The 23,473-nt window shown below is 73.7% G+C and carries 20 protein-coding genes; 11 read left to right on the top strand and 9 right to left on the bottom strand.

The features are described 5' to 3' along the window. Positions 1 to 34 precede the first annotated feature (34 nt). The 3 genes from K330_RS0103140 to rimO are packed head-to-tail and all read right to left on the bottom strand — an operon-like array spanning position 35 to position 2,685. Complete coding sequence (locus tag K330_RS0103140) at positions 35 to 580, bottom strand: CinA family protein (protein ID WP_029202261.1); 546 nt, start codon at positions 578 to 580, stop codon at positions 35 to 37. Then, positions 577 to 1,194 carry a CDP-diacylglycerol--glycerol-3-phosphate 3-phosphatidyltransferase gene (gene pgsA, locus K330_RS0103135; protein ID WP_022920402.1) on the bottom strand — a complete coding sequence of 206 codons (618 nt, stop codon included), beginning with the start codon at positions 1,192 to 1,194 and terminating at the stop codon, positions 577 to 579. The genes K330_RS0103140 and pgsA overlap by 4 nt, the downstream gene beginning before the upstream one ends. Before the next feature lie 3 nt (positions 1,195 to 1,197). Then, complete coding sequence (gene rimO, locus K330_RS0103130; protein ID WP_022920401.1) at positions 1,198 to 2,685, bottom strand: 30S ribosomal protein S12 methylthiotransferase RimO; 1,488 nt, start codon at positions 2,683 to 2,685, stop codon at positions 1,198 to 1,200. A gap of 117 nt (positions 2,686 to 2,802) precedes the next feature. Here rimO and K330_RS0103125 point away from each other — a divergent pair, with 117 nt between their 5' ends. From K330_RS0103125 to K330_RS0103115, 3 genes are read left to right on the top strand one after another with little or no spacing between them, the layout of a single operon-like run. Continuing rightward, positions 2,803 to 3,576, top strand: a complete 774-nt coding sequence (locus K330_RS0103125) for a hypothetical protein (RefSeq protein ID WP_022920400.1) — start codon at positions 2,803 to 2,805, stop codon at positions 3,574 to 3,576. A gap of 4 nt (positions 3,577 to 3,580) precedes the next feature. Then, positions 3,581 to 4,780, top strand: a complete 1,200-nt coding sequence (locus K330_RS0103120; RefSeq protein WP_022920399.1) for an SGNH/GDSL hydrolase family protein — start codon at positions 3,581 to 3,583, stop codon at positions 4,778 to 4,780. 28 nt (positions 4,781 to 4,808) lie between these two features. Further along, a complete protein-coding gene (locus K330_RS0103115) occupies positions 4,809 to 5,069 on the top strand; it encodes a hypothetical protein (protein WP_029202259.1) in 261 nt (86 codons plus the stop codon). A gap of 12 nt (positions 5,070 to 5,081) precedes the next feature. Here K330_RS0103115 and K330_RS18820 read toward each other — a convergent pair whose 3' ends face one another. Continuing rightward, complete coding sequence (locus K330_RS18820; protein ID WP_156875690.1) at positions 5,082 to 7,688, bottom strand: FtsK/SpoIIIE family DNA translocase; 2,607 nt, start codon at positions 7,686 to 7,688, stop codon at positions 5,082 to 5,084. Between the two features lie 342 nt (positions 7,689 to 8,030). Between K330_RS18820 and K330_RS22405 the strand changes: the two genes are divergently transcribed. Then, positions 8,031 to 8,444 (top strand): 2TM domain-containing protein, encoded by a 414-nt coding sequence (locus tag K330_RS22405; RefSeq protein WP_022920396.1) that lies wholly within the window; start codon positions 8,031 to 8,033, stop codon positions 8,442 to 8,444. A 25-nt stretch (positions 8,445 to 8,469) separates the two neighbouring features. Here the strand turns inward: K330_RS22405 and K330_RS0103100 are convergent, their stop codons facing one another. Next, on the bottom strand, positions 8,470 to 10,155 hold the full coding sequence (locus K330_RS0103100) for a ribonuclease J (RefSeq protein ID WP_022920395.1): 1,686 nt from the start codon (positions 10,153 to 10,155) through the stop codon (positions 8,470 to 8,472). Between the two features lie 222 nt (positions 10,156 to 10,377). On the opposite strand from K330_RS0103100, the gene K330_RS0103095 reads away from it, so the two are divergent. The 5 genes from K330_RS0103095 to K330_RS0103070 all read left to right on the top strand — a co-directional run bounded on the left by K330_RS0103095 (position 10,378) and on the right by K330_RS0103070 (position 15,930). Next, positions 10,378 to 11,199, top strand: coding sequence for a thymidylate synthase (locus K330_RS0103095; RefSeq protein ID WP_022920394.1), 822 nt, complete (start codon positions 10,378 to 10,380; stop codon positions 11,197 to 11,199). Beyond that, positions 11,196 to 12,182: a dihydrofolate reductase gene (locus tag K330_RS23120; protein ID WP_022920393.1), complete on the top strand. Its 987-nt coding sequence runs from the start codon at positions 11,196 to 11,198 to the stop codon at positions 12,180 to 12,182. The genes K330_RS0103095 and K330_RS23120 overlap by 4 nt, the downstream gene beginning before the upstream one ends. Then, positions 12,179 to 12,625 carry a hypothetical protein gene (locus tag K330_RS0103080; protein WP_022920392.1) on the top strand — a complete coding sequence of 149 codons (447 nt, stop codon included), beginning with the start codon at positions 12,179 to 12,181 and terminating at the stop codon, positions 12,623 to 12,625. The genes K330_RS23120 and K330_RS0103080 overlap by 4 nt, the downstream gene beginning before the upstream one ends. 61 nt (positions 12,626 to 12,686) lie before the next feature. Next, positions 12,687 to 14,627: a S9 family peptidase gene (locus K330_RS0103075; protein ID WP_022920391.1), complete on the top strand. Its 1,941-nt coding sequence runs from the start codon at positions 12,687 to 12,689 to the stop codon at positions 14,625 to 14,627. A gap of 31 nt (positions 14,628 to 14,658) precedes the next feature. Then, the gene (locus tag K330_RS0103070) at positions 14,659 to 15,930 is read left to right on the top strand and encodes a threonine/serine exporter family protein (protein ID WP_169448468.1); all 1,272 of its coding nucleotides are present in this window, start codon (positions 14,659 to 14,661) and stop codon (positions 15,928 to 15,930) included. Here K330_RS0103070 and K330_RS22400 read toward each other — a convergent pair. The 3 genes from K330_RS22400 to K330_RS0103055 all read right to left on the bottom strand — a co-directional run bounded on the left by K330_RS22400 (position 15,927) and on the right by K330_RS0103055 (position 20,219). Beyond that, positions 15,927 to 17,354: a VWA domain-containing protein gene (locus tag K330_RS22400; protein ID WP_022920389.1), complete on the bottom strand. Its 1,428-nt coding sequence runs from the start codon at positions 17,352 to 17,354 to the stop codon at positions 15,927 to 15,929. The genes K330_RS0103070 and K330_RS22400 overlap by 4 nt on opposite strands. 79 nt (positions 17,355 to 17,433) lie before the next feature. Then, entirely contained in the window at positions 17,434 to 19,014 is a 1,581-nt protein-coding gene (locus K330_RS0103060) for an acyl-CoA carboxylase subunit beta (RefSeq protein ID WP_022920388.1), read from the bottom strand. A 23-nt stretch (positions 19,015 to 19,037) separates the two neighbouring features. Continuing rightward, positions 19,038 to 20,219, bottom strand: coding sequence for an acyl-CoA dehydrogenase family protein (locus K330_RS0103055; protein ID WP_022920387.1), 1,182 nt, complete (start codon positions 20,217 to 20,219; stop codon positions 19,038 to 19,040). Between the two features lie 123 nt (positions 20,220 to 20,342). On the opposite strand from K330_RS0103055, the gene K330_RS0103050 reads away from it, so the two are divergent. Next, entirely contained in the window at positions 20,343 to 20,732 is a 390-nt protein-coding gene (locus K330_RS0103050; RefSeq protein ID WP_022920386.1) for a MerR family transcriptional regulator, read from the top strand. A 54-nt stretch (positions 20,733 to 20,786) separates the two neighbouring features. Continuing rightward, positions 20,787 to 22,568, top strand: a complete 1,782-nt coding sequence (locus K330_RS0103045) for an acetyl/propionyl/methylcrotonyl-CoA carboxylase subunit alpha (RefSeq protein WP_022920385.1) — start codon at positions 20,787 to 20,789, stop codon at positions 22,566 to 22,568. On the opposite strand, the gene K330_RS0103040 is transcribed toward K330_RS0103045, so the two are convergent. Then, positions 22,558 to 23,463, bottom strand: coding sequence for an SCO6745 family protein (locus K330_RS0103040; protein ID WP_022920384.1), 906 nt, complete (start codon positions 23,461 to 23,463; stop codon positions 22,558 to 22,560). The genes K330_RS0103045 and K330_RS0103040 overlap by 11 nt on opposite strands. Between the last annotated feature and the right edge of the window lie 10 nt (positions 23,464 to 23,473).

Raw genomic sequence — 23,473 nt, 5'->3', positions numbered from 1 at the left:
CTTCCCTCCTTCGTCCTCGTCCTGTGACGAAAGGCTAGCCCTCGTCGGTGTCGGTGTCTCGGCAGGCGGCCGGATCCGGATGTCCTACCGTACCGCCCGCGCCCCCCGAGGCGGCGACGGACTCCTCCAGCAGAGCCAGCGCCCCAGCCACGGTGGCCAGCCGGACCCCGGTCCGTGAGCCGCACAGGTGCAACGCCCGGGTGGTCGTGCCGTGTTCCCCGGCGACCGCCACGTGGACGGTGCCGACCGGGTGGCCCTCGCTGGGGTCCGGTCCCGCGACGCCGGTGGTGGCCACCCCCCACCCGGCACACGTCAGCGAGCGCACCCCCTCGGCCATCGCCGCGGCGCACTCCGCAGAGACCGTGCCGTGCCGGGCCAGCAGCTCGGGCGGCACCCGCAGGACGTCCCGCTTCACCTCCGCGGCGTAGGCGACGACGCCGCCCCGCACGACCGCGCTCGCCCCGGGGACGTCGGTCAGGGCGGCGCAGACCAGCCCGCCGGTCAGCGACTCGGCCGCGGCCACCGACTCGCCCCGGGCCCGCAGCAGGTGCACGACCCGGGAGGCGGGGTCCTCCGTCACCGCCGGGACGTGCGGTCGGCCCCGCCCCGCACGGCCTGCAGGACGTAGTCGACGCCGGTGGCGACCGTCACGACGACGGCGGCGTACATGATCCACAGCCCGAGGGTGCCCGGCAGGCCGCCGAGCGGGGCGACCATGAGGGTCAGCCCGAGGGCCTGCAGCACGGTCTTGAGCTTGCCGCCGCGGCTCGCCGGGATGACGCCGCGCCGGATGACGACGAACCGCATGAGCGTGATCCCGAGCTCACGCACCAGGATCACGACGGTCACCCACCAGGGCAGCAGACCCAGCACGGACAGGCCGATGAGCGCGGTCCCCATGAGCGCCTTGTCGGCGATCGGGTCCATGAGCTTGCCGAAGTCGGTGATCAGCCCGTCCCTGCGGGCCAGGAAGCCGTCCACCCAGTCGGTGGCGATCGCGACGACGAACACGGCCGTGGCCCACCAGCGCCAGGCCGTGTCCTCTCCGCCGTGGGCGAGGAGCAGCCACCCGAAGACCGGGACCATGAGGATCCGCAGCACCGTCAGGGCGTTGGGCACGTTCCACGGTGTCGCCCGCGGGGCGACCGGCGCGGTCGCGATGTCCGGACCGTCGGGGTCGTGAGGACCGATCACGCCTCAGACCCTATCCACGGTGCCCACCAGCGGCACGGCGACGAGGTCGACCCCCTCGCTGGCCACCACACGTGCCTGCACGAGCTCGCCGGGCCGCAGCGACGGCATACCCCCGTGCTCGTCCTCCAGGTAGGTCACCCCGTCGACGTCGGGTCCCTGCTGGCCGGCGCGCCCCACCAGGCGCGGGTCGTCGGGGTCCTCGACGCCCTCGACGAGGACCTCGACCACGGTGCCGACCCGCTCCTCGGCGCGCTGGGCGGTCAGCTCCTCCACCAGGGCGCTGACGGCCGCGACGCGCGAGGCGATCGTCGCCTCGTCGAGCTTGCCGTCGTAGCCCTCGGCCTCGGTGCCGTCCTCGTCGGAGTAGCCGAAGACCCCGACCACGTCCAGCCGCGCGGCCTCGAGGAAGGCGGTCAGCTCGGCGAGGTCGTCCTCGGTCTCGCCGGGGAAGCCGACGATGACGTTGGTCCGCACCCCGGCCTCCGGGAGCCGCCGGCGCACGTCGTCGAGCAGCCCGAGGAAGGAGACGCGGTCGCCGAAGCGGCGCATCCTGCGCAGCAGGGGCCCGCTGGCGTGCTGGAAGGAGATGTCGAAGTAGGGCGCGATCCCCGGCGTCGAGGCCATCGCGTCGAGCAGGTCGGGGCGCACCTCGGCCGGCTGCAGGTAGGACACCCGCACCCGCTCGATGCCCGGGGTCGCGGCGAGCTCGGGCAGGAGCCGGTCCACCAGGCGCAGGTCGCCCAGGTCCTTGCCGTAGGAGGTGGTGTTCTCGCTGACCAGGAAGACCTCGCGGACGCCCTGCTCCCCCAGCCAGCGTGCCTCGGCGAGGATCTCCTCGGGCCGGCGCGACACGAAGGCACCGCGGAACATCGGGATGGCGCAGAAGGCGCACCTGCGGTCGCACCCGGAGGCGATCTTCAGCGGGGCCCACGGCCGGCCGTCGAGCCGGGCGCGCACCACGCGCGGCCCCGTGGGAGGGGTCACGTCGGCGAGCGGGGTGCCCGGCTCCTGCCGGGCCGCCTGCTGGTGCCCGGGCAGCGCGACACCGGCGCCCGCGGCACCCCGTGCCGCCGGGGCCAGGGGGAGCAGCGAGCGACGGTCCCTCGGCACGTGCGAGGCGGGGCGTTCGCCTGCCAGCACGCGGCGCAGGTGCCCGGACATGTCGGCGTAGGAGTCGAAGCCCAGGACGGCGTCGGCCTCCGGCAGCTCGGCCGCCAGCTGCTCGCCGTAGCGCTCGGCCATGCAGCCCACGGCCACGACCTTCTGGGTGCGCCCGGTCCGCTTGAGGTCGTTGGCCTCCAGCAGCGCGTCGATCGAGTCCTTCTTGGCCTGCTCGACGAAACCGCAGGTGTTGACCACCGCGACGTCGGCCTGCGCGGCGTCGTCCACCAGCGTCCAGCCCTCGGCCGCCAGGCGCCCCGCCAGCTCCTCGGAGTCGACCTCGTTGCGCGTGCAGCCCAGGGTGACGACGGCGACGGAACGGGCAGGCATGGTCCCGAGTGTAGGCCGGGCCTGAGCCCCCGGACCTAATCGTGGGCCCAGGCGACGGGGTGAGATCCGGTGCTCCGGGCCCATGACCTCGCGGCGACCGTGCGGAAGGGTTGCCTCATGGGGACCACGGCGGTGATCGCGAGCCAGACGCTGAGGTGGCTCGGCCTCGTCGGGGTCGCCGTGGTTCTGGGTGCGTGCGGGACGGCGCCACCCACCGGCCCAGCACCGGACGGGACACCGGTGCCTGGGGGCCAGCCCGACGCCGCCGACATGGGACCGGCGGCGTCGGGCAGAACGGCCCGCGCGCCCGAGGACGCCGCCGGAACGGCACCCCCCTCCGCGGTCCCGGCCGGCGAGCCGGGGCTGATGCCCGGCGGTGACGGGTCCGCGCTGGCGCTGGTGCCGACGTCCCTGGAGCTGCCCACCGCCTGGGCCCCGGCGCCGCCCGACGGCCCGCACTGGCGGACCGAGGTCTGCGGCGTGCAGCTCGACCCCGTCGAGCCGGTCGACGCGGCCCAGCGGCGCTGGGCCTACCTGGACGCCGGCTACCTCGAGTCGGAGGTCCACCTCTTCCCGGGCGTCCACGGTCGCGACGCGGCGCGGGCCGCGGTCGAGGCGGTGGCCTCCTGCGACGGCTACGGCGTCGCCGAGGACGGGAGCGAGGTCGGGCAGGGTGACGGTGAGGTCGACGTGTCCGTCACCCCGGTGCCCGGCGCCCCCGACGGCTGGACGGTCTGGACCGAGACCACCGAGCAGACCGGGATGGTGCGCCATGTCGCCCTGGCCCCGCTGGAGACGGGCTGGCACTGGTTCTCGCACGCAGACCTGCTCGGCCGGGCGGGGCCGCAGCTGCTCCTGGACGTGCTGCCCGCGACGGACCCCCAGGACTGAGGAGGTGATCGGGCCGGGGGGCCGGGGCGGCGGCAGGGCCACCACGCAGCGGCGTCGTCCAGGGACAGGAGGGCCCGACGAGGCAGGGGCGGCCACCCTCGAGTGGGTCGGGGTCACGCTGGTCGCCTCCCTGGTCGTCACCATGCTGATGCTCGGTGCCCCTGGCGTCGCCTCCGCGCTGGTCGGGCTCGGGCAGCGCGCGGTCTGCACCGTCACCGCCCCGCTGGGAGGCCCGGACTGCCCGGACGTCGCGGTGGCGGGCGGTGCGGAGGCGGCGGCGGACGCGGACCCCTACCTCGACCGGCGGTGGACACGCGCCGACGTGACCCGGGGTGGCCTGGTCTTTCTCGGCGACAGCTACGGCTCCGGCGAGGGAGCGCGGGACTACGACCCGGCGACGGACCGGACGGGTGAGAACACCTGGTGGGAGGACCTGCAGGGGCGTACCCCTGCGCCCAGGAACATGTGCCACCGGTCGGGCAACGCCGCCTTCCACCAGGTCAGCGCCCACTGGTTCGCCGGCGACAACTCGACCTTCGCCTCCTGCTCGGGCGCCCGCACCGTCGAATACTGGGACGAGACCCAGGGCAACGACGAGCTCGCGCAACGAGAGTCGCTCGGCGAGCACACCTCGATGGTCGTGGTCTCGATGGGCGGCAACGACATGCAGTTCGCCGCCGTGCTGATGTCCTGCGCCCCCGTCGGCGGCTCCTCGGTGGAGGACTGCATCGGGCACTGGACGGACCCCCAGGACCCGCAGGACCCGGCCAGCAGCCGCTGGGACCAGAACCTCCTGGACCTGTTCGGCCCCGGCCCGGGCGAGGGCGGGCTGGGTGCCGTCTACGCCGACATCCGCGCACGCACCGGGGACGGGGCTCACGTGGTCGTGGTCGGCTACCCGCTGCTGTTCGACCCGGACTACGACGGGATCGTGTTCTCCGCCGAGGAGGCCGCATGGATGAACCGGCGCGGCGCGGAGCTCAACGAGCGTCTGCGGGAGCACGCCGAGCACCACGGCTTCACCTTCGTCGACCCGACCGAGGCGTTCGAGGGCCACGGCGTGGGCAGCGACGATCCGTGGATCCTCACCTTCGGCTTCTGGGGCGACCACCGCGCCCGGCCTCCCGAGGCCTACCACCCCACGGCCCGGGGGCAGCAGGCCGTCGCCGACCTCATCGACGAGCACCTGCGCTCGCTACCCTGATCAGCGTGCGAGCGCAGCCAGGGTCCCCGTGCTGAGGTATGCCGTCGCGGGCGTGGTCGCGGTGGTGGCCGTGGGACTCGTGCTCGAGTCCTGGGCCCGGGGGTTCCTCCCCGGGGACCCGCACCACGTGGCGGGTCGGATGCGCAACGTCGTCTCCCTCGGCGGGCTGTCGGCGGGCCTGGCGCTGGCCTCGATGCTGCCGGTCGGGGTGGTGGCCCGAGGTGCACTCCTGGCACTGTCGGCCGTCGCCCTCCTGGCCGCGGTCGCCTACCGGGCGGGCTGGCTGTGACGGGCCTGCCGCTCAGTCCCGCCCGGTGAGCCCCCAGGCGTCCTCGGACTCCTCGTCGTCCTCGTCCTCGACGTAGGTGCCGGAGACGGGGTCGCCGTCGTAGCGGGTGTTCCTGCCGAAGGACGGGGCGGGCGCCTGCGCCTCGGCGTCGTCGGGCACCACCACGGCGGCGTCGGCGTCGAAGGGGGCGCTGTCGGTCTCCGGCTCCGGCCTCGCGGGCGGCTCCTGCCCCTGCAGGAGCGCGAGCGTCTCCTCCAGGTCGTCCGGCCGGACGAGCACGTCCCGGGCCTTGCTGCCCTCGGAGGGTCCGACGATGCCGCGCGACTCCATCAGGTCCATCAGACGCCCGGCCTTGGCGAAGCCGACCCGCAGCTTGCGCTGCAGCATCGACGTCGAGCCGAACTGCGTGGTGATGACCTGCTCGGCCGCCTGCAGCAGCAGGTCGAGGTCGTCGCCGATGTCCTCGTCGATCTGCTTCTTGGCCGGCGCCGCCGTCACCTCCTCCACGTAGGTCGGCTTGAGCTGGCCGGTCACGTGGGCGACCACGTCGTGGATCTCCGACTCGGCCACCCAGGCGCCCTGCACGCGCATCGGCTTGGAGGCGCCCATCGGCAGGAAGAGCGCGTCACCCTGACCGATGAGCTTCTCCGCCCCCGGCTGGTCGAGCACGACCCGGCTGTCGGCCAGCGAGGAGGTCGCGAACGCCATCCGTGAGGGCACGTTGGCCTTGATCAGCCCCGTCACCACGTCGACGGACGGGCGCTGGGTCGCCAGCACGAGGTGGATGCCGGCGGCGCGGGCGAGCTGGGTGATGCGCACGACCGACTCCTCGACGTCGCGCGGCGCCACCATCATCAGGTCCGCGAGCTCGTCGACGACCACGAGGAGGTAGGGGTAGGGCGCCAGCTCGCGCTCGGAGCCGGGAGGCGGCTGCACCTTGCCGGCCCGGATGGCCTTGTTGAAGTCGTCGATGTGCTTGTAGCCGAACGCCGACAGGTCGTCGTAGCGCTGGTCCATCTCCTTGACCACCCAGGCGAGGGCCTCCGCGGCCTTCTTGGGGTTGGTGATGATCGGCGTGATGAGGTGCGGGATCCCCTCGTAGGCGGTCAGCTCCACCCGCTTGGGGTCCACGAGGATCATCCGCACCTCGTCGGGGGTGGAGCGCATGAGGATCGAGGTGATCATCGAGTTGACGAAGCTGGACTTGCCCGAGCCCGTGGCACCCGCGACGAGCATGTGCGGCATCTTGGCCAGGTTGGCGATGACGTAGCCGCCCTCGACGTCCTTGCCCACACCCATCACCATCGGGTGGGTGTTGTTGCGGGCGGCCTGGGAACGCAGCACGTCGCCGAGGTTGACGTTCTCCCGGTCGGTGTTGGGGATCTCCACGCCGACCGCCGACTTGCCCGGGATGGGCGAGAGGATGCGCACGTCGGCCGAGGCGACCGAGTAGGCGATGTTCTTGGACAGCGCGGTGATGCGCTCGACCTTGACGCCCGGGCCGAGCTCGACCTCGTAGCGCGTGACGGTGGGCCCGCGCATGAAGCCGGTGACCTGGGCGTCGATGTTGAAGTCCTCGAGGACGCCGGTGAGGGCGTCCACCACGCGGTCGTTGGCCGCGGAGCGCTCCTTGTGCGGGCTGCCCGGCTTGAGCATGGAGGAGTCGGGCAGGGTGTAGGTGACGTCCCCGGCCAGCTGCAGCTGCTCGACGCGCTGCGGCAGCTGGGTCGTGGGGGGCGGCTCGAGCTGGGCCTTGGACCTCTCGGCCGCCGACGGCTGCGAGGGCCGCTTCTGACCGGGCCGCAGGGCCGGGATCTCCTCGGTGGCCTCGCCGACGGCTGCCTGCTCCTCCCCCGGGCGCTGCGCGCCGCGGCGAGGAGCGGGGACGTCGCCGGTGGCGTCCGGGTCGGCTGCCGCCTTCCTGGCCCCGCCCCGGGCGGAAGCCTTGAGGGACCGCCCACCCTTGCCCCGCTCGACCTGCGCGGCCTGCTCGAAGGCGACGTCACCGTCGCGCTCGTCGAGGTCGGCGCGCGACCGCCGGCGGCGCGGACGCACCTCGCCGGTCACCGGGTCGACCTCGTCGAAGCGGGCGGAGTCGAAGAGCTGGTGCTCCACCTCGCGCAGACGGTCGGGGATGCGGTGCACCGGGGTGCGCGTCAGCACGAGGAAGCCGAAGACACCCAGCAGGCTCAGCACGATGTAGGCGCCCAGCGGCGTGATCGCCGAGGCCGGGATGGAGGAGGCGATGAACCCGAGGATGCCGCCGGCGGCCTGCAGCGCGGCCGGCCCCTCGGCGTAGTCCGGCGCCCCGGTCGCCAGGTGGGTGATCCCCGAGGCGGCCAGCAGGAGCGCGGAGGTGCCGATCGTCATGCGGTTGGTGGCCTGGGACTCGTCCGGACGGCGGAACAGGCGCACGGCGAAGAAGCACAGGACCAGCGGCAGCACCAGCGCGACCCGGCCGAAGGTGCCGGCAGCCATCGCGTGCACGATGTCGCCGAAGAGTCCGTCGCTGAGCGTCCACCACTCCCGCAGCGCGACCACCACGGCCAGCACGAGCAGCAGGAAGCCGGCACCGTCGCGTCGGTGCTCGGGCTCCAGGTCACGGGCCGTGTCGGTCATGGCGCGCACGGTCCCCCCGGTGACCCCGGCGATGCCGCGTGCCGCGCGACCCGGCAGGGACGGGCCGGTCGACTGCGTGCCGGTGCGCGGCGAGGCCTTGGCACCGCCGGACGGCGGGGTCTTGCCACCGGCGGACCGGCCGCCGGGACGCGTCGCACCGCCCCGGGACCCGGCGCCGCGGGCGGGGGCACGGTTGGAGGAGGTCGCAGACTTGGCCACGGTGGCACCGTACGCCACATCCCCGTGCGCATCACGTGTCACACGCGCACAACCGCCGGACCGGCCTGTGCCGGACCCCGCGGCGCTAGGCTGACCGCATACCGACCAGAGGGGGTCCGTGCCATGACAGAGCCACCTGCCCACCCGGGCGACGACGACGTGACGCGGCCGCCGCTGCCGTCCTGGCAGCCACCGGCCGCCGATGCCGATCCCGCGGCCGACCCCCAGCTGCGGGCCGAGGCCCTGAAGCGGCTGCAGGCGCGCAAGGACTTCCGCACCCACGTCACCGTCTACCTCGCCGTGCTGGGCCTGCTCGTCGGCATCTGGCTCGTCAGCGGCGGCGGCTACTTCTGGCCGGTGTGGCCGGCCATGGGCTGGGGCCTGGCGGTCGTGCTGCACGGGGCGTCCCTGTCGTGGGACAAGGAGCCGACGGAGGCGGAGATCGCGGCCCAGGCCCGGCGCATCCTCGAGCAGCGCGGGGGCGGCCGGCCGGCGACCGACCCCCGGCGCCTGGACGGCCCGCAGGACTCGGTCTGAGGCGACGCGGTTTGGGGCGAGACGGTCAGGCGTCGACGACGATCGGGATGATCATCGGTCGGCGCCGCAGCTTGCTGCCGACGAAGGAGCCGACGGTGCGCCGGATCACCTGCTGCAGCTGGTAGGTGTCCTGGACGCCGTTGTGCTGAGCCTCCTCCAGCGCCGTCACGAGCCTGGGGCGGACCCGTTCGAAGACGTCCTGGCCCTCGGCGAAGCCTCGCGTCAGGATGTCGGGGCCGGCCGCGAGCTGCCCCGTCGAGGCGTCGCGGACCACGATGATCGTCACGAAACCCTCGTCGCGCAGGATGCGGCGGTCCTTGAGCATCGTCTCGTCGGCCGCGCCGACCAGCGAGCCGTCGACGTAGACGTAGCCGACGTCGACCGCGCCGGCGATGCTGGCCCGGCCGTCGACGAGGTCGACGACGACCCCGTCCTCGGCCAGCACCACGTTGTCCCGCGGGACGCCCGTGGCGACGGCGAGCTCGGCGTTGGCGACGAGGTGGCGCCACTCGCCGTGCACCGGCAGCACGTTGCGCGGGCGCACGATGTTGTAGCAGTAGAGCAGCTCACCGGCGCTGGCGTGCCCGGAGACGTGCACGAGGGCGTTCTCCTTGTGCACGACGGTGGCACCCAGGCGGGTGAGGCCGTTGATGACGCGGTAGACGGCGTTCTCGTTGCCGGGGATCAACGAGGAGGCCATGAGCACCGTGTCGCCCTCACCGACGTCGATCTTGTGGTCGCCGTTGGCCATCCGTGACAGCGCGGCCATCGGCTCGCCCTGGGAGCCGGTGGAGATGAGCACCTGCTGCTCGTCGGGCAGCTGGGTCAGCCGCCCCAGGTCCACGAGGATCCCGTCCGGCACCTTCAGGTAGCCCAGGTCGGCCGCGATCCCCATGTTGCGGATCATCGACCGGCCGACCATCGCCACCTTGCGTCCCGACTCGGCGGCCGCGTCGAGCACCTGCTGCACCCGGTGCACGTGCGAGGCGAAGCAGGCCACGATGATCCGGCGCCGCGCGTCGTGGAAGACGCGCTCGATCGCCGGGGTGATCTGACGCTCGGGGGTCGTGAAGCCGGGGACGTGCGCGTTGGTCGAGTCGGTCATGAACAGGTCGACCCCCTCCTCCCCCAGCCGCGCGAAGGCCCGCAGGTCGGTGATGCGCCCGTCGAGCGGGAGCTGGTCCATCTTGAAGTCGCCCGTGTGCAGGATCGTCCCGCCGGAGGTGCGGACGAAGACCGCCAGGGCGTCGGGGATGGAGTGGTTGACCGCGATGAACTCGCAGTCGAAGGGCCCCAGGACCTCGCGCTGCCCCTCGCGCACCCCGAGGGTGAGCGGCGTGATGCGGTGCTCCTTGAGCTTGGCCTCGACGAGCGCCAGCGTCAGCTGCGAGCCGACCAGCGGGATGTCGGGCCTGCGGCGCAGCAGGTAGGGCACCGCGCCGATGTGGTCCTCGTGGCCGTGCGTCAGCACGACGGCCACGACGTCGTCGAGCCGGTCCTCGATCGGCCCGAAGTCCGGCAGGATCAGGTCGACGCCGGGGTGGTTCTCCTCGGGGAAGAGCACGCCGCAGTCGACGACGAGGAGCTTGCCCCGGTGCTCGATGACGGCCATGTTGCGGCCGACCTCCCCCAGGCCGCCGAGCGGGATCACGCGGACGCCCCCGTCCGGGAGCGGACCGGGGGCGGTGAGCTCGGGGTGGGGGTGACTCATGGCGGCAGGATAACGCCGCCCCCCCGCGCGGCAGGGCCGCCGCCGCACGGGCCGGTTGCGGGACCCGCGCGACGACGAAGACCGCACTGCTGCCCGCTCGGGGGGTCCAGGCAGCAGTGCGGTCACGGGTTACATCGCAGGACCGGCCACCCCTGTTACGCGCCAGTCATGTGACCTCGGTCACACTGAGGTCCTCCGCGGGCCACGCACTACGCTGCCCGTATGCAGCAATACCTGGACCTCCTGCGACGCATCCGGGCCGAGGGCGTCGAGAAGAGCGACCGCACCGGCACCGGCACGCTCTCGGTCTTCGGCCACCAGATGCGCTTCGACCTGACCGAGGGTTTCCCGGTGCTGACGACCAAGCGCCTGCACCTGCGCTCCGTCGTCGGCGAGCTGCTGTGGTTCCTGCGCGGCGACACCAACGTGCGGTGGCTGCAGGAGCGTGGCATCTCTATCTGGGACGAGTGGGCCGACGAGAACGGCGACCTGGGTCCCGTCTACGGCCACCAGTGGCGGTCCTGGCCGACCCCCTCGGGCGGGCACGTCGACCAGGTCGCCCGCGTGGTCGGGTCGCTGCGGACCAACCCGGACTCGCGCCGGCACGTCGTCTCGGCCTGGAACGTCGCCGACGTCGAGGACATGGCGCTGCCGCCGTGCCACACGATGTTCCAGTTCTACGTCGCTCCGGCCTCCCCCGACGACGAGGACCGTCGCGGGTGGCTGTCCTGCCAGCTGTACCAGCGCAGCGCCGACACCTTCCTGGGGGTGCCGTTCAACATCGCCAGCTACGCGCTGCTCACGCACATGGTCGCCCAGGTCACCGACCTGCGCGCCAAGGACTTCGTGCACACCCTCGGCGACGCCCACCTCTACCTCAACCACCTCGAGCAGGCCGAGGAGCAGCTCGCCCGCACCCCGGGACCGCTGCCGACGCTGTGGCTGAACCCGCAGGTGCGCGAGATCGACGCCTTCGAGCTCGAGGACGTCGAGGTCCGGGACTACGTCGCCGCGCCGACGATCAAGGCCCCGATCGCGGTATGACGTCTCGCTTCCAGGTCGTCCCGGCCGTCTACGTGGCGCTGGTGCGGGACGGCGACGGCGGGCCGGAGGTGCTGCTGCAGCTGCGCCGCGGCACCGGGTTCATGGACGGCCGGTGGGCCCACGGCGCCGCCGGCCACGTCGAGAGGGGCGAGAGCGCGGTGCAGGCGGCCGTCCGCGAGGCCGCCGAGGAGCTCGGCGTAGGGGTGGACGGCGCCTCCCTCGACCACGTGGCGACCCTGCACCGCACGGTCGCGCTGCACCATCCGCTCGAGGAGCGCATCGACCTGTACACCGCCACGCGCTCGTGGTCCGGGGAGCCGCGCGTCCTGGAGGAGGAGAAGTCGGCCGGCCTGCGGTGGTGGCCGCTCGGCGCGCTGCCCGAGGACCTCGTGCCGCACGAGCGCCAGGCGCTCGAGGTGCTGGCGTCCCGCGAAGGCGCCTCCCCGCCGGGAGCAGCCCCCTCGGCGCACGCCGGGTCGCCGCTGCTGACCCGCGGCTTCGACCAGACGTTGACGCTGGTGGCCGCCGTCGGCCGCAACGGGGTCATCGGCGACGGCTCCTCGATGCCCTGGCACCTGCCCGCCGACCTGCGCTTCTTCAAGGAGACGACGATGGGCGGCACCCTGCTCATGGGCCGAGGAACCTGGGACTCGATCGGGCGCGCGCTGCCCGGACGACGCACGATCGTGGTCACGCGGCGGCGGGACTGGCGGGCGCCCGGCGCCGAGGTCGCGGGGTCGCTGGCCGAGGCCCTGGCCCTGGCCGGAGACACCGAGGTGTTCGTGGCCGGCGGCGGCGAGGTCTACGCGCAGACCATCGACCACGCGTCCCGCCTCGTCCTCACCGAGGTCGACCTGGCGCCGCAGGGGTCCACCCGCTTCCCCGAGGTCGACCCGGTCGTCTGGCGCGAGGTGCACCGCGCCCCCGGCCCGGAGCCGGTGCGCGCCTGGGTCACCTGGGAGCGCCGCACGGAGCCGGCATGAGGCTCGACTGGCGCTACCTGGTGCTCTGCCTCCTCGTCGGCGTCGCGGTCTGCTCCGTCGTCGCCGCGGTCGGCGGTGTCCTGCGTGCCCTGCTCGCCGACAGCGGCGCGTCCGGCGGTCCCGGGGCGGTCGCCGGCACGGTGGTGGCCTCCGCCGTGGCCGGACTGCTCATCGGCGCGGCGCTGGGGTGCCTGCTGGGCGCCGTGTCCGGCGTCGTGGCCACCGTCCTCGCGGGGGGCCGGGACGACCCGCGGCAGGTCGCCGTCAGGGTCGGGCTCGGCGTCGCGGCGACCTACCTGGTGGCGCTGACCGTGGTGGCCGGCCTCGCGGGCGGCCCGGGCTGGCAGCTGCCGTCCGCCCTGTCCTGGGTCGGCGTGCTGGCGCCCACCGTCCTCGCCGCCCTCGTCTCGGCGCGGGCGGCCCGCGAGGTGCCCACGCTCTGAACGGGGCCACGTGCGCCTCCCCGCGCCGGGCTCCCGCACGCGCGCGACTAGGCTTCCGCGGGTGCAGCCCAGCGACCTGACCAAGATCCGTACCCTCTCCTCGCCCACGGTGCGCCCCGACGGCGCCGACGTCGTGGTCGTCGTCAGCCGGCCCGACGTCGAGGACAACCGCTACCGCACCAGCCTGTGGCGGCTGCCGCTCGGCGACGACGGCTCACCCTCCGGCGAGCTCGCCCGCCTCACCCACGGCACCCGGGACAGCTCACCGGTCTACTCCCCCGACGGGTCGCTGCTCGCCTTCCTGCGGGCGTCGGAGGACGGGCCGGCCCAGCTGCACGTCATGGCCGCCGACGGCGGTGACGCCCGCCGGCTGACGGACGCCCGGCTGGGGGTCTCCGAGCCGGTCTGGTCGCCCGACGGCCGCCGGCTCGCCTACGTCGCGCGCGTGCCCGAGGAGGGCCGCTACGGCACCGACGAGAAGATCAAGCCCGACCAGGAGGCTCCTCGCCTCATCGAGCACAGTCGCTACCAGGCTGACGGCCTGGGCTACGTGCTGGACCGGCCCTCGAAGATCTTCGTCGTCGACCTCGACGACCTGCCCGCGGACGACGCCGAGGACGCCGAGCGCCTGCCGGAGAGCCGGCAGCTGACCGCGGGAGACGGCGACGACCGGTCACCGGCCTGGCTCGACGACGAGCGGGTGGCCTTCGTCGCCTCCCGGGACGGCCGCGGCACGTGGCGCCCGGACACGCTCGTCTCGGACGTCTGCTCGGTCGACCTGCGCGGCAAGGGCTTCCGCCGGCACACCGACGGCACCGGCTCGGTCGGTGGCGTCCAGGTCGCCGGCGACGGCAGCGTCGTCTGCACGGTCGGCGACCTGGGCCCGAGCGGCCAGGACTTCGTGGCCCGCAGCGCCGCACTACGCCGGCTCGACGCCCCGGGAGCCGCCCTGACGGACCCCGAGACCGACCACCTCGCCTGCGCGCCCGCGGTCGGCGTCGGCGGCACCCTGGTGGCCGCCGTGGAGCACCGCGGCGACACGGTGGTCCGCGACGTGGACACCGGGCAGGTGCTGCTCGACGGCCACGTGTCCGTCGCGGGGCTGGCCGTCGGCGGAGGCGTGGTCGCGGCCGTCGCGGGCACGCGCACGTCATACTCCGAGCTCCTCGTGGGGCGCGTCGGCGAGCGGCTCCGGCAGGTCACCGACCTGCGCCGCCACCTCACCGGGACCGCCGCCCCGATCGAGCCCGAGGAGCTGCAGACCTCGGCCGAGGACGGCTACCCCGTCCACGGCTGGCTCTTCCGGCCCGCGGGCGCGCCGCGCCGCAAGGCGGGGCACCCGGTCGTGCTGATGATCCACGGTGGTCCCTTCACCCAGTACTCCGGCAACCTCTTCGACGAGGCACAGGTCCTCGCGGGTGCGGGGTATGCCGTGGTGATGGGCAACCCGCGCGGTGGCTCGGGCTACGGCGCGGCGCACGGCCGCGCGGTCAAGGAGGCGATCGGCACGGTCGACGTCGCCGACCTCACGGCGCTGCTGGACCACGCGCTGACCCGTCAGGACCTGGACTCCTCGCGGGTCGGGGTCCAGGGCGGCAGCTACGGCGGGCTGATGACGACCTGGCTGGTGGCCCACAGCGACCGGTTCACCGCGGCGGTCAGCGAGCGGGCGGTCAACGCCTGGGACTCCTTCGCCGGCACCTCCGACATCGGCTGGTTCTTCGGCGACGAGTACGTCGGTGAGCACGCGCACGAGCAGTCGCCGTTGACGTGGGCCGACCAGATCCGCACCCCGACGATGGTGATCCACTCCGAGCGGGACTTCCGCTGCCCCCTGGAGCAGGGGCAGCGCCTCTACGCCCGGCTGCGGCGCAACGGCGTCCCGACGCGGTTCCTCGTCTTCCCCGGCGAGGGGCACGAGCTGTCCCGCACCGGCCAGCCGCGGCACCGTGTGCAGCGCTTCGAGCACATCCTGGCGTGGTGGGAGGAGCACCTGCGCTGACGGACGGCCGCGGGGCCCGACAATGGTCGGCGTGACCGAGACCGCGACCCTGACCGACGACCGGGCCCGCCAGCTGCTCGCCTGGCTGGGAGCCGGACTGCTCGCCGGTGGGATGCCGACCCACGAGGTCGAGGAGGACGTGCGGCAGGCCGCCCGGTCCCTGGGGTCGGCGCGGGCGCAGGTCGCCGCACTGCCGCGCGGCATCCACGTCGCGCTCGCACCGGGGGGCCCGGCCACCTTTGAGCAGGTGGAGGGGTCGGTGCGCCTCGACCAGCTGGCCGACGTCTCGGCGGTCCTCGCCGGTCTGCGCGCCGGACGGCTGCCGGCCGAGGAGGCGCTCGACCGCCTGGGCGCGCTGCGCGCGCGGCCGCACCGCTACGCGGTCCCCGGCCTCCTCGCCGGCGGGGTGCTCTCCGGCGTCGGCATCGCCCTGGTCCTCGCCCCCGCCGGGCCGTCGGTGGCGTTCGCGGCCCTGCTCGCGCCCCTGACCGTCGCCCTGATGCTGCTCGGCGGCCACCGCACGGTGGCGACCCTCACGCCCTTCCTGGCGGCCTTCGGCGTCGCCCTGGCCGCCTTCGCCGCGGCGGCGGCCGGGTGGGTCGACGCGCCGCTGTGGACGCTCGTCGCGCCGATCGCGGTCATCCTGCCGGGTGCGACGATCGTCACCGGGCTGGTGGAGCTGGCGGCCGGCTCCATGGTGGCGGGCACCTCCCGGCTGGCGCACGGCACCGTCCAGCTGCTGCTCTTCGCCCTCGGGGTGGGGGCGGCCGTGGCCCTGCTGCGGACGCCGGTGGGGCTGCTCGACCCCGAGCGGCCGGTCGAGCTGGACTGGTGGGCCCCACTGCTCGGCGTCGTCGTGGTCACGGTCGCCATCTCCCTCATGGAGTCCGTGAGCGTCTCGCTCGTGCCGTGGCTGCTCGTGACCGCGGTCGCGACCTACCTGGCGCAGCTGGTCGGGAACACGACGGCCGAGGGGCGGTGGGCCGGTGCCTTCCTCGGTGCCCTGGTGGCCATCCTCGTGGCCTCGTTGGTCGAGTTCGTGCGGCCCGAGCTGCCTCGGTCGGTGGTCTTCCTGCCCAGCTTCTGGCTGCTCGTGCCCGGCTCCTTCGGGCTGGTCACGGTGGCTCAGCTGGAGGTAGGGCCCGGCGCGGCGTTCGCCTCCTTCGTGGGCGTCACGCTCGTGGTCGCCGCCATCGCGCTCGGCGTCGTCCTGGGCGCCAGCCTCGCCTCACCGCTGCGCGGCGCGGCCAGGCGCATGGGCCTGGTCCATCTGCTCCGCCGGGTCCGCAGGCGTCGGGACTAGCCGCCGTCCCCGCGGTAGAACTCGCTCCAGCTGCGGTCGGCCTGCTCGTAGAGCGCTGCCCGGTCGGCGTCCGCCTGGTCGTCGGAGGCGACCCAGTTCTCGGACGCGGTGTCGTTGCCGTAGCTCCAGATGGGCGAGCTGCGGTCGGAGAACCACTGCCAGACCGCCGACGAGGTGTCGCTGTCGAGAAGGCCCTGGCGCTCCAGCTCGCGAACGACGTCCTTGCCCGCCTGGGACTCCACGTTGCTGGTCGTCTTGATCCGCTCGCCGACGGCGTTGGCGTCGACCTTGTTGGCCTCGCCGGCCCGGGTGATGCGGCTGGCCTCCTCCTGGCGCCACTGCGCCCAGGCCGCCTGCATCCGCCGACGCTCCTCCTCCCAGTAGGCGTCGAGCTCGGCACCGGACCCCGCAGCCGTGAACTCCCCTCCACCGGCCTGCGCGATCGCCGCCAGCGCAGCCTGGTCTGCGTCCCCGGTCTGGAAGCCGATGACGTTGACGACGGGGCGGACGTCGGTCCCGGCCAGCGCCTGCGCCGCGGCCACGGGGTCGCCCCCGCAGGTCTCCAGCCCGTCGGTGACGACGTAGACGATGCTGTCCGTCGCCTGCTCGGGGATGTCGCCCCGGGCGTCGTCGATCGCTCTGGCCAGGGGGGTGTACCCGACCGGGACGACGTCCTCCAGCGCGCCGGCGAGCCCGTCGCGGTCCGAGCTCTGGCCGTCGAAGACCACCTCGCTCGAGGCGCAGGACTCCGCCTTGCCCGCCTCGTCGTTGCTGCCCTCGTGCCCGTAGACCCGCAGCGACACTGTGCTGCCCTCGGGAAGCTTCTCGACGAAGGCCTCGATCGCCGCCTTCGCCTCCTCCATCCGGGTCCCGGCGGACCCGGCGGCCTCCATGGAACCGCTGGCGTCGAGGACGAGCGCGTAGTGGTTGGTGCCGACCGGCTGCGCCTCCGGCGGGCCGGCCGTCGGTGCGGCCGAGCCGTCGCCGGTGCCGGTGTCGAAGAAGACGGTGTCGCGCACGTCCTGCACGTAGTCGCCGTGGACCTGGGCGAGCACCGCCCCGATCCACTCCTCCTCGGTCTGCGGCCCGAGCGCCGCCGCTGCCGCGGCGGCCCGCTCCCGCTCGGTGTCGCTCAGGAGCGCGTCGGACGGGGTGTCGCCCTGCTGGGCGAACGGGCCCGGCTCGTGCAGCAGCGTGCGCTCGAGCTCGGTCAGGGCACGGGGCGGGTCCTCGAGCTCCACGGGCGTCAGCCAGCGGGTGAGCGGGTCGCCGGCGGCCTCCCCCGTGCGGGGCTCCTCGGTCGTCGTGACCGCGGCGTCGGCGGCCGGCGCGGCCGACGACACGACCGCCTCGTCGGCTGCCGGCTCCTCCCCGCCCCCCGTGCACCCGGTGAGCACCAGGGCGCACGCCAGCACGGACGTCATACCTCGAAGCATGTGCGGATCCCCTCCACGTCGTCGCGACAGCCGCCCACCCTAGCCGAGCGGTGCGGTCGACCGGACCTCAGACGGGCGGGATGGCGCGGTGGCGGGTCGAGAAGTGGCGGTCGCGGCGCGCGGCGTAGCGCAGCCTGCGCACGACCTCCTCGCGCAGGTCCTCGGGCTCGACGACGGCGTCGATGACGAGGTCGGCGGCGAGCCGCTCGAGGTCGACGTCCTCGAGGTACTCCGCCCGGCGCTCCTGGACGAACCGCTCGCGCTCCTCCTCGTCGGTGATCTCGGCGATCTTGTTGGCGTAGACGGCGTTGACCGCCGCCTCCGGCCCCATGACCGCGATGCGCGCCGTCGGCAGCGCGATCGTCGCCTCGGGCCCGAAACCGGGACCGCCCATCGCATAGAGCCCCGCGCCATAGGCCTTGCGGACGACCACGCACAGCTGGGGCACCGTCGCCTCGGAGACGGCCGAGACCATCTTGGCCCCGTGCCGGATGATGCCGCCGCGCTCGACCTCGCTGCCGATCATGAAGCCCGGCACGTCGGCGAGGTAGAGCAGGGGGATGCCGTAGGCGTCGCACAGCCAGATGAACCGCGCGGCCTTGTCGGCGGAGTCGGTGAAGAGCACCCCGCCCTTGACCGCGGAGTTGTTGGCCAGGATGCCGACGGTCTGCCCCTCGACCCGGCCCAGCCCCACGACGAGCTCGGCGGCGAACAGCGGCTTGATCTCGAAGAAGCTGTCGGCGTCGACGAGGCCCTCGACGACCTCGTGCACGTCGAAGGGGACCGACTCCGACTCCGGGACGGTGCCGCGGTCCAGCGGCGCGGCGGGAGGCTCGGGCTCGTAGGTCGGGACCGGGTCGTGCCAGGTCTCGGGCAGGTAGGAGAAGAGGTGGCGCGCCATCTCGATGGCCTCCTCGTCGTCCGCCGCGAGCAGGTCGCCCACGCCGGAGACCGTGCAGTGCATACGTGCCCCGCCCATCTCCTCCAGGCTGACCTTCTCCCCCACGACCATCTCGGCCATGCGGGGGCTGCCGAGGTACATCGAGGCGTTGCCCTCGACCATGATGATCACGTCGGTGAAGCTGGGGATGTAGGCGCCGCCGGCGGCCGAGGGACCGAACAGGCAGCAGATCTGCGGCACCTTGCCCGACAGGGCCACCTGGTTGGCGAAGATGCGCCCGGCGCCGCGGCGGCCGGGGAAGAGGTCCACCTGGTCGGTGATGCGGGCGCCGGCGGAGTCGACGAACCAGAAGACCGGCAGCTCCTCGCGCAGCGCCGCCTCCGTGGCCCGGATGATCTTCTCCACGGTGCGTGCGCCCCACGAGCCCGCCTTGACGGTCGGGTCGTTGGCCACCACGATCGCGGCCCGGCCGTCGACCTCGCCGCGGCCCGTCACGACACCGTCGGCGGGCAGGCCGTCTGCCGTGGCGTTGGCGTAGCGCCCGTCCTCGACGAAGGTGCCCTCGTCGAAGAGCAGCGCGATCCGGTCGCGGACGTACATCTTGCCCTGCGCGTCGAGCTTGGCCCTCGCCCTCTCGGGAGGGGCGGCCGAGGCCCGGTATGCCGTCTCCAGGCGCTCGCGCAGGTCACCGACGCGGGGGTCGGGGTGGGCGTTCGTCGAGGCGCTGCCCGGGGCTGGTCGCTGCATACCCGTCATCGTGCCAGCCGCGCTCAGGCCGGCAGGCCCAGGCCGCGCGCGATGAGCATCCGCTGCACCTCCGAGGTGCCCTCGCCGATCTCCAGGATCTTGGCGTCGCGGTAGAAGCGGGCGACGGGGTACTCCTCCATGAAGCCGTTGCCACCGAAGACCTGGGTGGCGATCCGGGTCGAGGTGACCGCGGCCTCGGTCGCGTAGAGCTTGGCGATCGCGGCAGCCTGCTTGACCTCGGCGACCGAGCGCCTGCCGGCCTGCTGCTCCTCCTTGAGCCACGCGGCCTTGTAGGTCAGGGTGCGGGCGGCCTCGGCCATGACGGCGATGTCGGAGACCTGGAAGGAGACGCCCTGGTTGACCGCGATCGGCCGACCGAAGGCGAGCCGCTCGGTGCTGTAGCGCGTGGTCTCCTCGAGCATCCGCTGGATGCAGCCCACCGCGAGGGCCGCGATCGCGATGCGGCCGTCGTCGAGGGTCTTGAGGAACTGCCGGAAGCCCTGGCCGCGCTCGCCCAGCAGATGGGCCTCGGGCACGCGGCAGTCCTCGAAGGTCAGGCCGTGGGTGTCGGAGATGTGCCAGCCGAGCTTGCGGTAGGCGGGCTCGACGGTGAAGCCGGGCGTGCCGTTGGGGACGATGATCGCGCTGATCTCGGCCTTCCCGTCGGCGGTCTCGCCCGTGCGTGCGGTGACGGTCACGACCGAGGTGATGTCGGTGCCGGAGTTGGTGATGAACGACTTCGCGCCGTTGACGACCCACTCCCCGCCCTCGAGACGGGCCCGCGTGCGGGTCGCGCCGGCGTCCGAGCCGGCCTCCGGCTCGGTGAGCCCGAAGCCGGCGAGCGCCTTGCCGGCGAGCAGGTCGGGCAGCCAGCGCTCCTTCTGCTCCTGGGACCCGTAGGTGAGGATCGGGTTGATGCCGAGGCCGACGCCGGCCTCCAGGGTGATGCCCATGGCCTGGTCGACCCGGCCGAGCTCCTCGATGGCCAGGCACAGGTAGGTGAACCCGCCCTCCTCCAGCCCGGCACCGCCGAGCTCCTCCGGGGCGTCCAGGCCGAAGAGGCCGAGCTCGCCCATCTGCGGGACGAGGTGGACCGGGAAGTGGCCGCGGGCGTCCCACTCCTCCACGTGGGGGGCGATCTCCGCCTCCGCGAACTCACGCACCAGGCGTCGGAAGTCCTCGTGGTCCTGGCTCAGCTCGAACATCGGCGTCCGTCATCCTTCGTCGGTCAGGGGGTGAACACGCCCATGGTGCTTGACGTTGACGCGAAGGTCAAGCACTATGGGCCCTCGACCGCAGTTGACGTAAGGACAAGGACACCCCATCCCGTGATCGAGGACACCGACACCACCTGGACGATCGCCCAGATGGCCGACGACTACGCCGTGACCCACCGGGCGCTGCGCCACTACGAGCACCTGGGCCTCATCTCCCCCGAGCGCGACGGGCAGCGCCGCATCTACCACCGTCGGGACCGCACCCGCCTGGCGCTGGTGCTGCGCGGACGCCGGCTGGGCTTCTCCCTGGAGCAGATCTCGACGATCCTCGGCATGTACGACGACCAGCCCGGTGAGGCCGGCCAGCTGCGCTACCTGCTGAGCCAGATCGGCGACCGACGCGAGGACCTGGAGCGCCGGCGCCGCGACATCGAGGACTCCTTGCGCGAGCTGGACGAGCTGGAGGCGCGCTGCCACGAGGACCTCGCCCGGCTGCCCTGACGGGCCGCAGGACCTGCGCGCCCACGGCATACCCGTGCCGTTACTGTTGCCCCCATGCCGATCAGCAAGGTCCTCATCGCCAACCGCGGCGAGATCGCCGTCCGCATCGCCCGAGCCTGCAAGGACGCAGGGCTGGGCTCGGTCGCCGTCTACGCCGACCCCGACCGTGACGCGCTGCACGTGAAGGTGGCCGACGAGGCCTACGCGCTCGGCGGGACGACGCCCGCGGACTCCTACCTGGTGCAGGAGAAGCTGCTCGAGGTCGCCGCCCGGTCGGGAGCCGACGCGGTGCACCCGGGGTACGGCTTCCTCGCCGAGAACGCCTCCTTCGCCCAGGCGGTCATCGACGCCGGCCTGACCTGGATCGGCCCTGGCCCCGAGGCCATCGACGCCCTCGGCGACAAGGCGAAGGCCAAGCACATCGCCGTCCGCGCCGGCGCCCCGCTGGCCCCCGGCACCAAGGACCCGGTCAAGGACGCCGACGAGGTGGTCGCGCTGGCCGAGGAGTTCGGTCTGCCCGTCGCCATCAAGGCGGTCTACGGCGGTGGCGGCCGCGGGCTCAAGGTCGCCCGCACCCTGGAGGAGATCCCCGAGCTGTTCGAGTCCGCGGTCCGCGAGGCCGTCACCGCCTTCGGGCGCGGGGAGTGCCTGGTCGAGAAGTTCCTCGACCGGCCCCGCCACGTCGAGACCCAGTGCCTGGCCGACCAGCACGGCAACGTGGTCGTCGTCTCCACCCGTGACTGCTCCCTGCAGCGCCGCAACCAGAAGCTCGTCGAGGAGGCCCCGGCACCGTTCCTGACCGACGAGCAGCGCACCGAGCTCGTCCGGGCCTCCAAGGCCATCCTCACGGAGGCCGGCTACGTCGGCGCCGGCACGTGCGAGTTCCTCGTGGCGCAGGACGGCACGATCTCCTTCCTCGAGGTCAACACCCGCCTGCAGGTCGAGCACCCCGTCACCGAGGAGGTCACCGGCGTCGACCTCGTCCGTGAGCAGTTCCGCATCGCCGACGGCGAGGAGCTGGGGTACGACGACCCCACCCCCCACGCGCACTCGTTCGAGTTCCGCATCAACGGCGAGGACGCCGGCCGCGACTTCATGCCCGCACCCGGCACCGTCTCGCGCATGGTCGTCCCGCACGGCCCCGGTGTGAGGTGGGACGCCGGGATCGTCGAGGGCGACACCGTCGCCGGCGCCTTCGACTCCATGATCGCCAAGCTCGTCGTCACCGGTCGCACCCGCGAGCAGGCCCTCGAGCGGTCGCGCCGCGCCCTGGCCGAGCTCGTGGTCGAGGGCATGCCCACGGTGCTGCCCTTCCACCAGGCCGTCGTGTCCGACCCGGCCTTCGCGCCCTCGGAGCCCTCCGAGGCGTTCTCGGTGCACACGCGCTGGATCGAGACCGAGTTCGACAACCAGGTCGAGCCCTACTCCGGGCCGGCGGCCGACGCCTCCTCCGAGGAGGGCGAGCGCCAGCGCGTGGTCGTCGAGGTCGGTGGCCAGCGGCTGGAGGTCTCGTTGCCCGCCGGCCTGGCGCTGGGCGGCGGCAACGGGGGTGGTGGCACCGCAGCCCGCAAGAAGGCCCCCAAGCGCTCGCGCGGCGGTGGCGGCGGCGCTGCGGCCTCCGGTGACTCGGTGACCGCGCCCATGCAGGGCACGATCGTCAAGATCGCGGTCGAGGAGGGCCAGCAGGTCGCGTCCGGCGACGTGGTCGTCGTCCTCGAGGCGATGAAGATGGAGCAGCCGATCAAGGCGCACAAGGCCGGGACCGTCAGCGGTCTGACGGCGACCGTGGGCGAGACCGTCTCCAACGGCGCGGTGCTCTGCGAGCTCAAGGACTGAGCGCGCGCAGCACCCCCGTCCCGTTGGGGTAGGGCAGGCCGCAGCCCGCCACCACGGGCCGCACCACCGAGGCGACGTCGTCGACCAGCCGGGTCAGCGGGTCGTCCTCCAGCCCCGCCCACGCGGGGGCGGTGATGGCGTCGGTCGTGTCCTCCACCGCCGCGCGACGCCGGCGGCCGGACGGGGTGACGTGCCCGTCCTGCAGCCACCCCAGCGTGGTGAGCTCGGCGGCGGCGGCACCCCACTCCTCCTCGGTCCAGCCCCGGTAGAGGCGGTGGTCGGTGGGGACCCGGCCCAGGGCGACCATCAGGACGTTGCTCCCGACCGGGCCCAGACCCGCCGCCCGCAGGGCGCTGACGTGCGCGTCGCCGTGCAGTTCGCGCAGTGCCGTGGCCGCCCAGAACAGGGCCAGGTGCGGCTCGTCGGGGCGCGCCAGGGCGCGGTGGGCGGCGAAGAGCGGCGCTCCGGCCGGGGAGCACGTCCCGACGACCTGCGTGAGCTGCTCCACGACCCGCTCCAGCGCCACCGGGTCCACCTCGCCGTCGCGGACCGCGGCCTCCAGGTGGGGCCGGACGGCCCGGTCGACCACCGACAGCCGCGCGTCGAGCACCTGCTCCGGGGTCGTCCGGCGCCACGCGTCCGGCAGTGCGCGGTGCACCATGCGCGGCGCGAACCCGTAGAAGCACGCGGTGACCACGTCGGGCGGCACGACGCCGAGCGCGGCCGAACGGCTGGCGAAGTAGCCCATCCATCCCCCTCGGAGCCCGAGCCGGGAGTAGACCTCCGAGCGCTGCGGCGCGAAGTAGACCACCGCGTGGAAGGCCTCGACCAGCCGCCACAGCGTGCGCTCGGCCTCCTGCCGGGCGGACCGGCGGACGTCGCCGGGAGCTGTCACGGTCGACGCC

Source organism: Ornithinimicrobium pekingense DSM 21552 (genome assembly GCF_000421185.1).
GTDB lineage: Bacteria > Actinomycetota > Actinomycetes > Actinomycetales > Dermatophilaceae > Ornithinicoccus > Ornithinicoccus pekingensis.
Note: the sequence above shows the minus strand (reverse complement) of the source record. Positions and strands in the feature narration are given on the sequence as shown.

What these genes read in the sequence shown, in the direction of transcription:
- K330_RS23120 (WP_022920393.1), top strand. Translation starts at nt 11,196, where the DNA reads ATGACGTCTCGCTTCCAGGTCGTCCCGGCCGTCTACGTGGCGCTGGTG.
- K330_RS18820 (WP_156875690.1), bottom strand. Translation starts at nt 7,688, where the DNA reads ATGACCGACACGGCCCGTGACCTGGAGCCCGAGCACCGACGCGACGGT.
- K330_RS0103095 (WP_022920394.1), top strand. Translation starts at nt 10,378, where the DNA reads ATGCAGCAATACCTGGACCTCCTGCGACGCATCCGGGCCGAGGGCGTC.
- K330_RS0103055 (WP_022920387.1), bottom strand. Translation starts at nt 20,219, where the DNA reads ATGTTCGAGCTGAGCCAGGACCACGAGGACTTCCGACGCCTGGTGCGT.
- K330_RS0103060 (WP_022920388.1), bottom strand. Translation starts at nt 19,014, where the DNA reads ATGCAGCGACCAGCCCCGGGCAGCGCCTCGACGAACGCCCACCCCGAC.
- K330_RS0103100 (WP_022920395.1), bottom strand. Translation starts at nt 10,155, where the DNA reads ATGAGTCACCCCCACCCCGAGCTCACCGCCCCCGGTCCGCTCCCGGAC.
- K330_RS0103045 (WP_022920385.1), top strand. Translation starts at nt 20,787, where the DNA reads ATGCCGATCAGCAAGGTCCTCATCGCCAACCGCGGCGAGATCGCCGTC.
- K330_RS22405 (WP_022920396.1), top strand. Translation starts at nt 8,031, where the DNA reads ATGACAGAGCCACCTGCCCACCCGGGCGACGACGACGTGACGCGGCCG.
- K330_RS22400 (WP_022920389.1), bottom strand. Translation starts at nt 17,354, where the DNA reads ATGACGTCCGTGCTGGCGTGCGCCCTGGTGCTCACCGGGTGCACGGGG.
- rimO (WP_022920401.1), bottom strand. Translation starts at nt 2,685, where the DNA reads ATGCCTGCCCGTTCCGTCGCCGTCGTCACCCTGGGCTGCACGCGCAAC.
- K330_RS0103125 (WP_022920400.1), top strand. Translation starts at nt 2,803, where the DNA reads ATGGGGACCACGGCGGTGATCGCGAGCCAGACGCTGAGGTGGCTCGGC.
- K330_RS0103080 (WP_022920392.1), top strand. Translation starts at nt 12,179, where the DNA reads ATGAGGCTCGACTGGCGCTACCTGGTGCTCTGCCTCCTCGTCGGCGTC.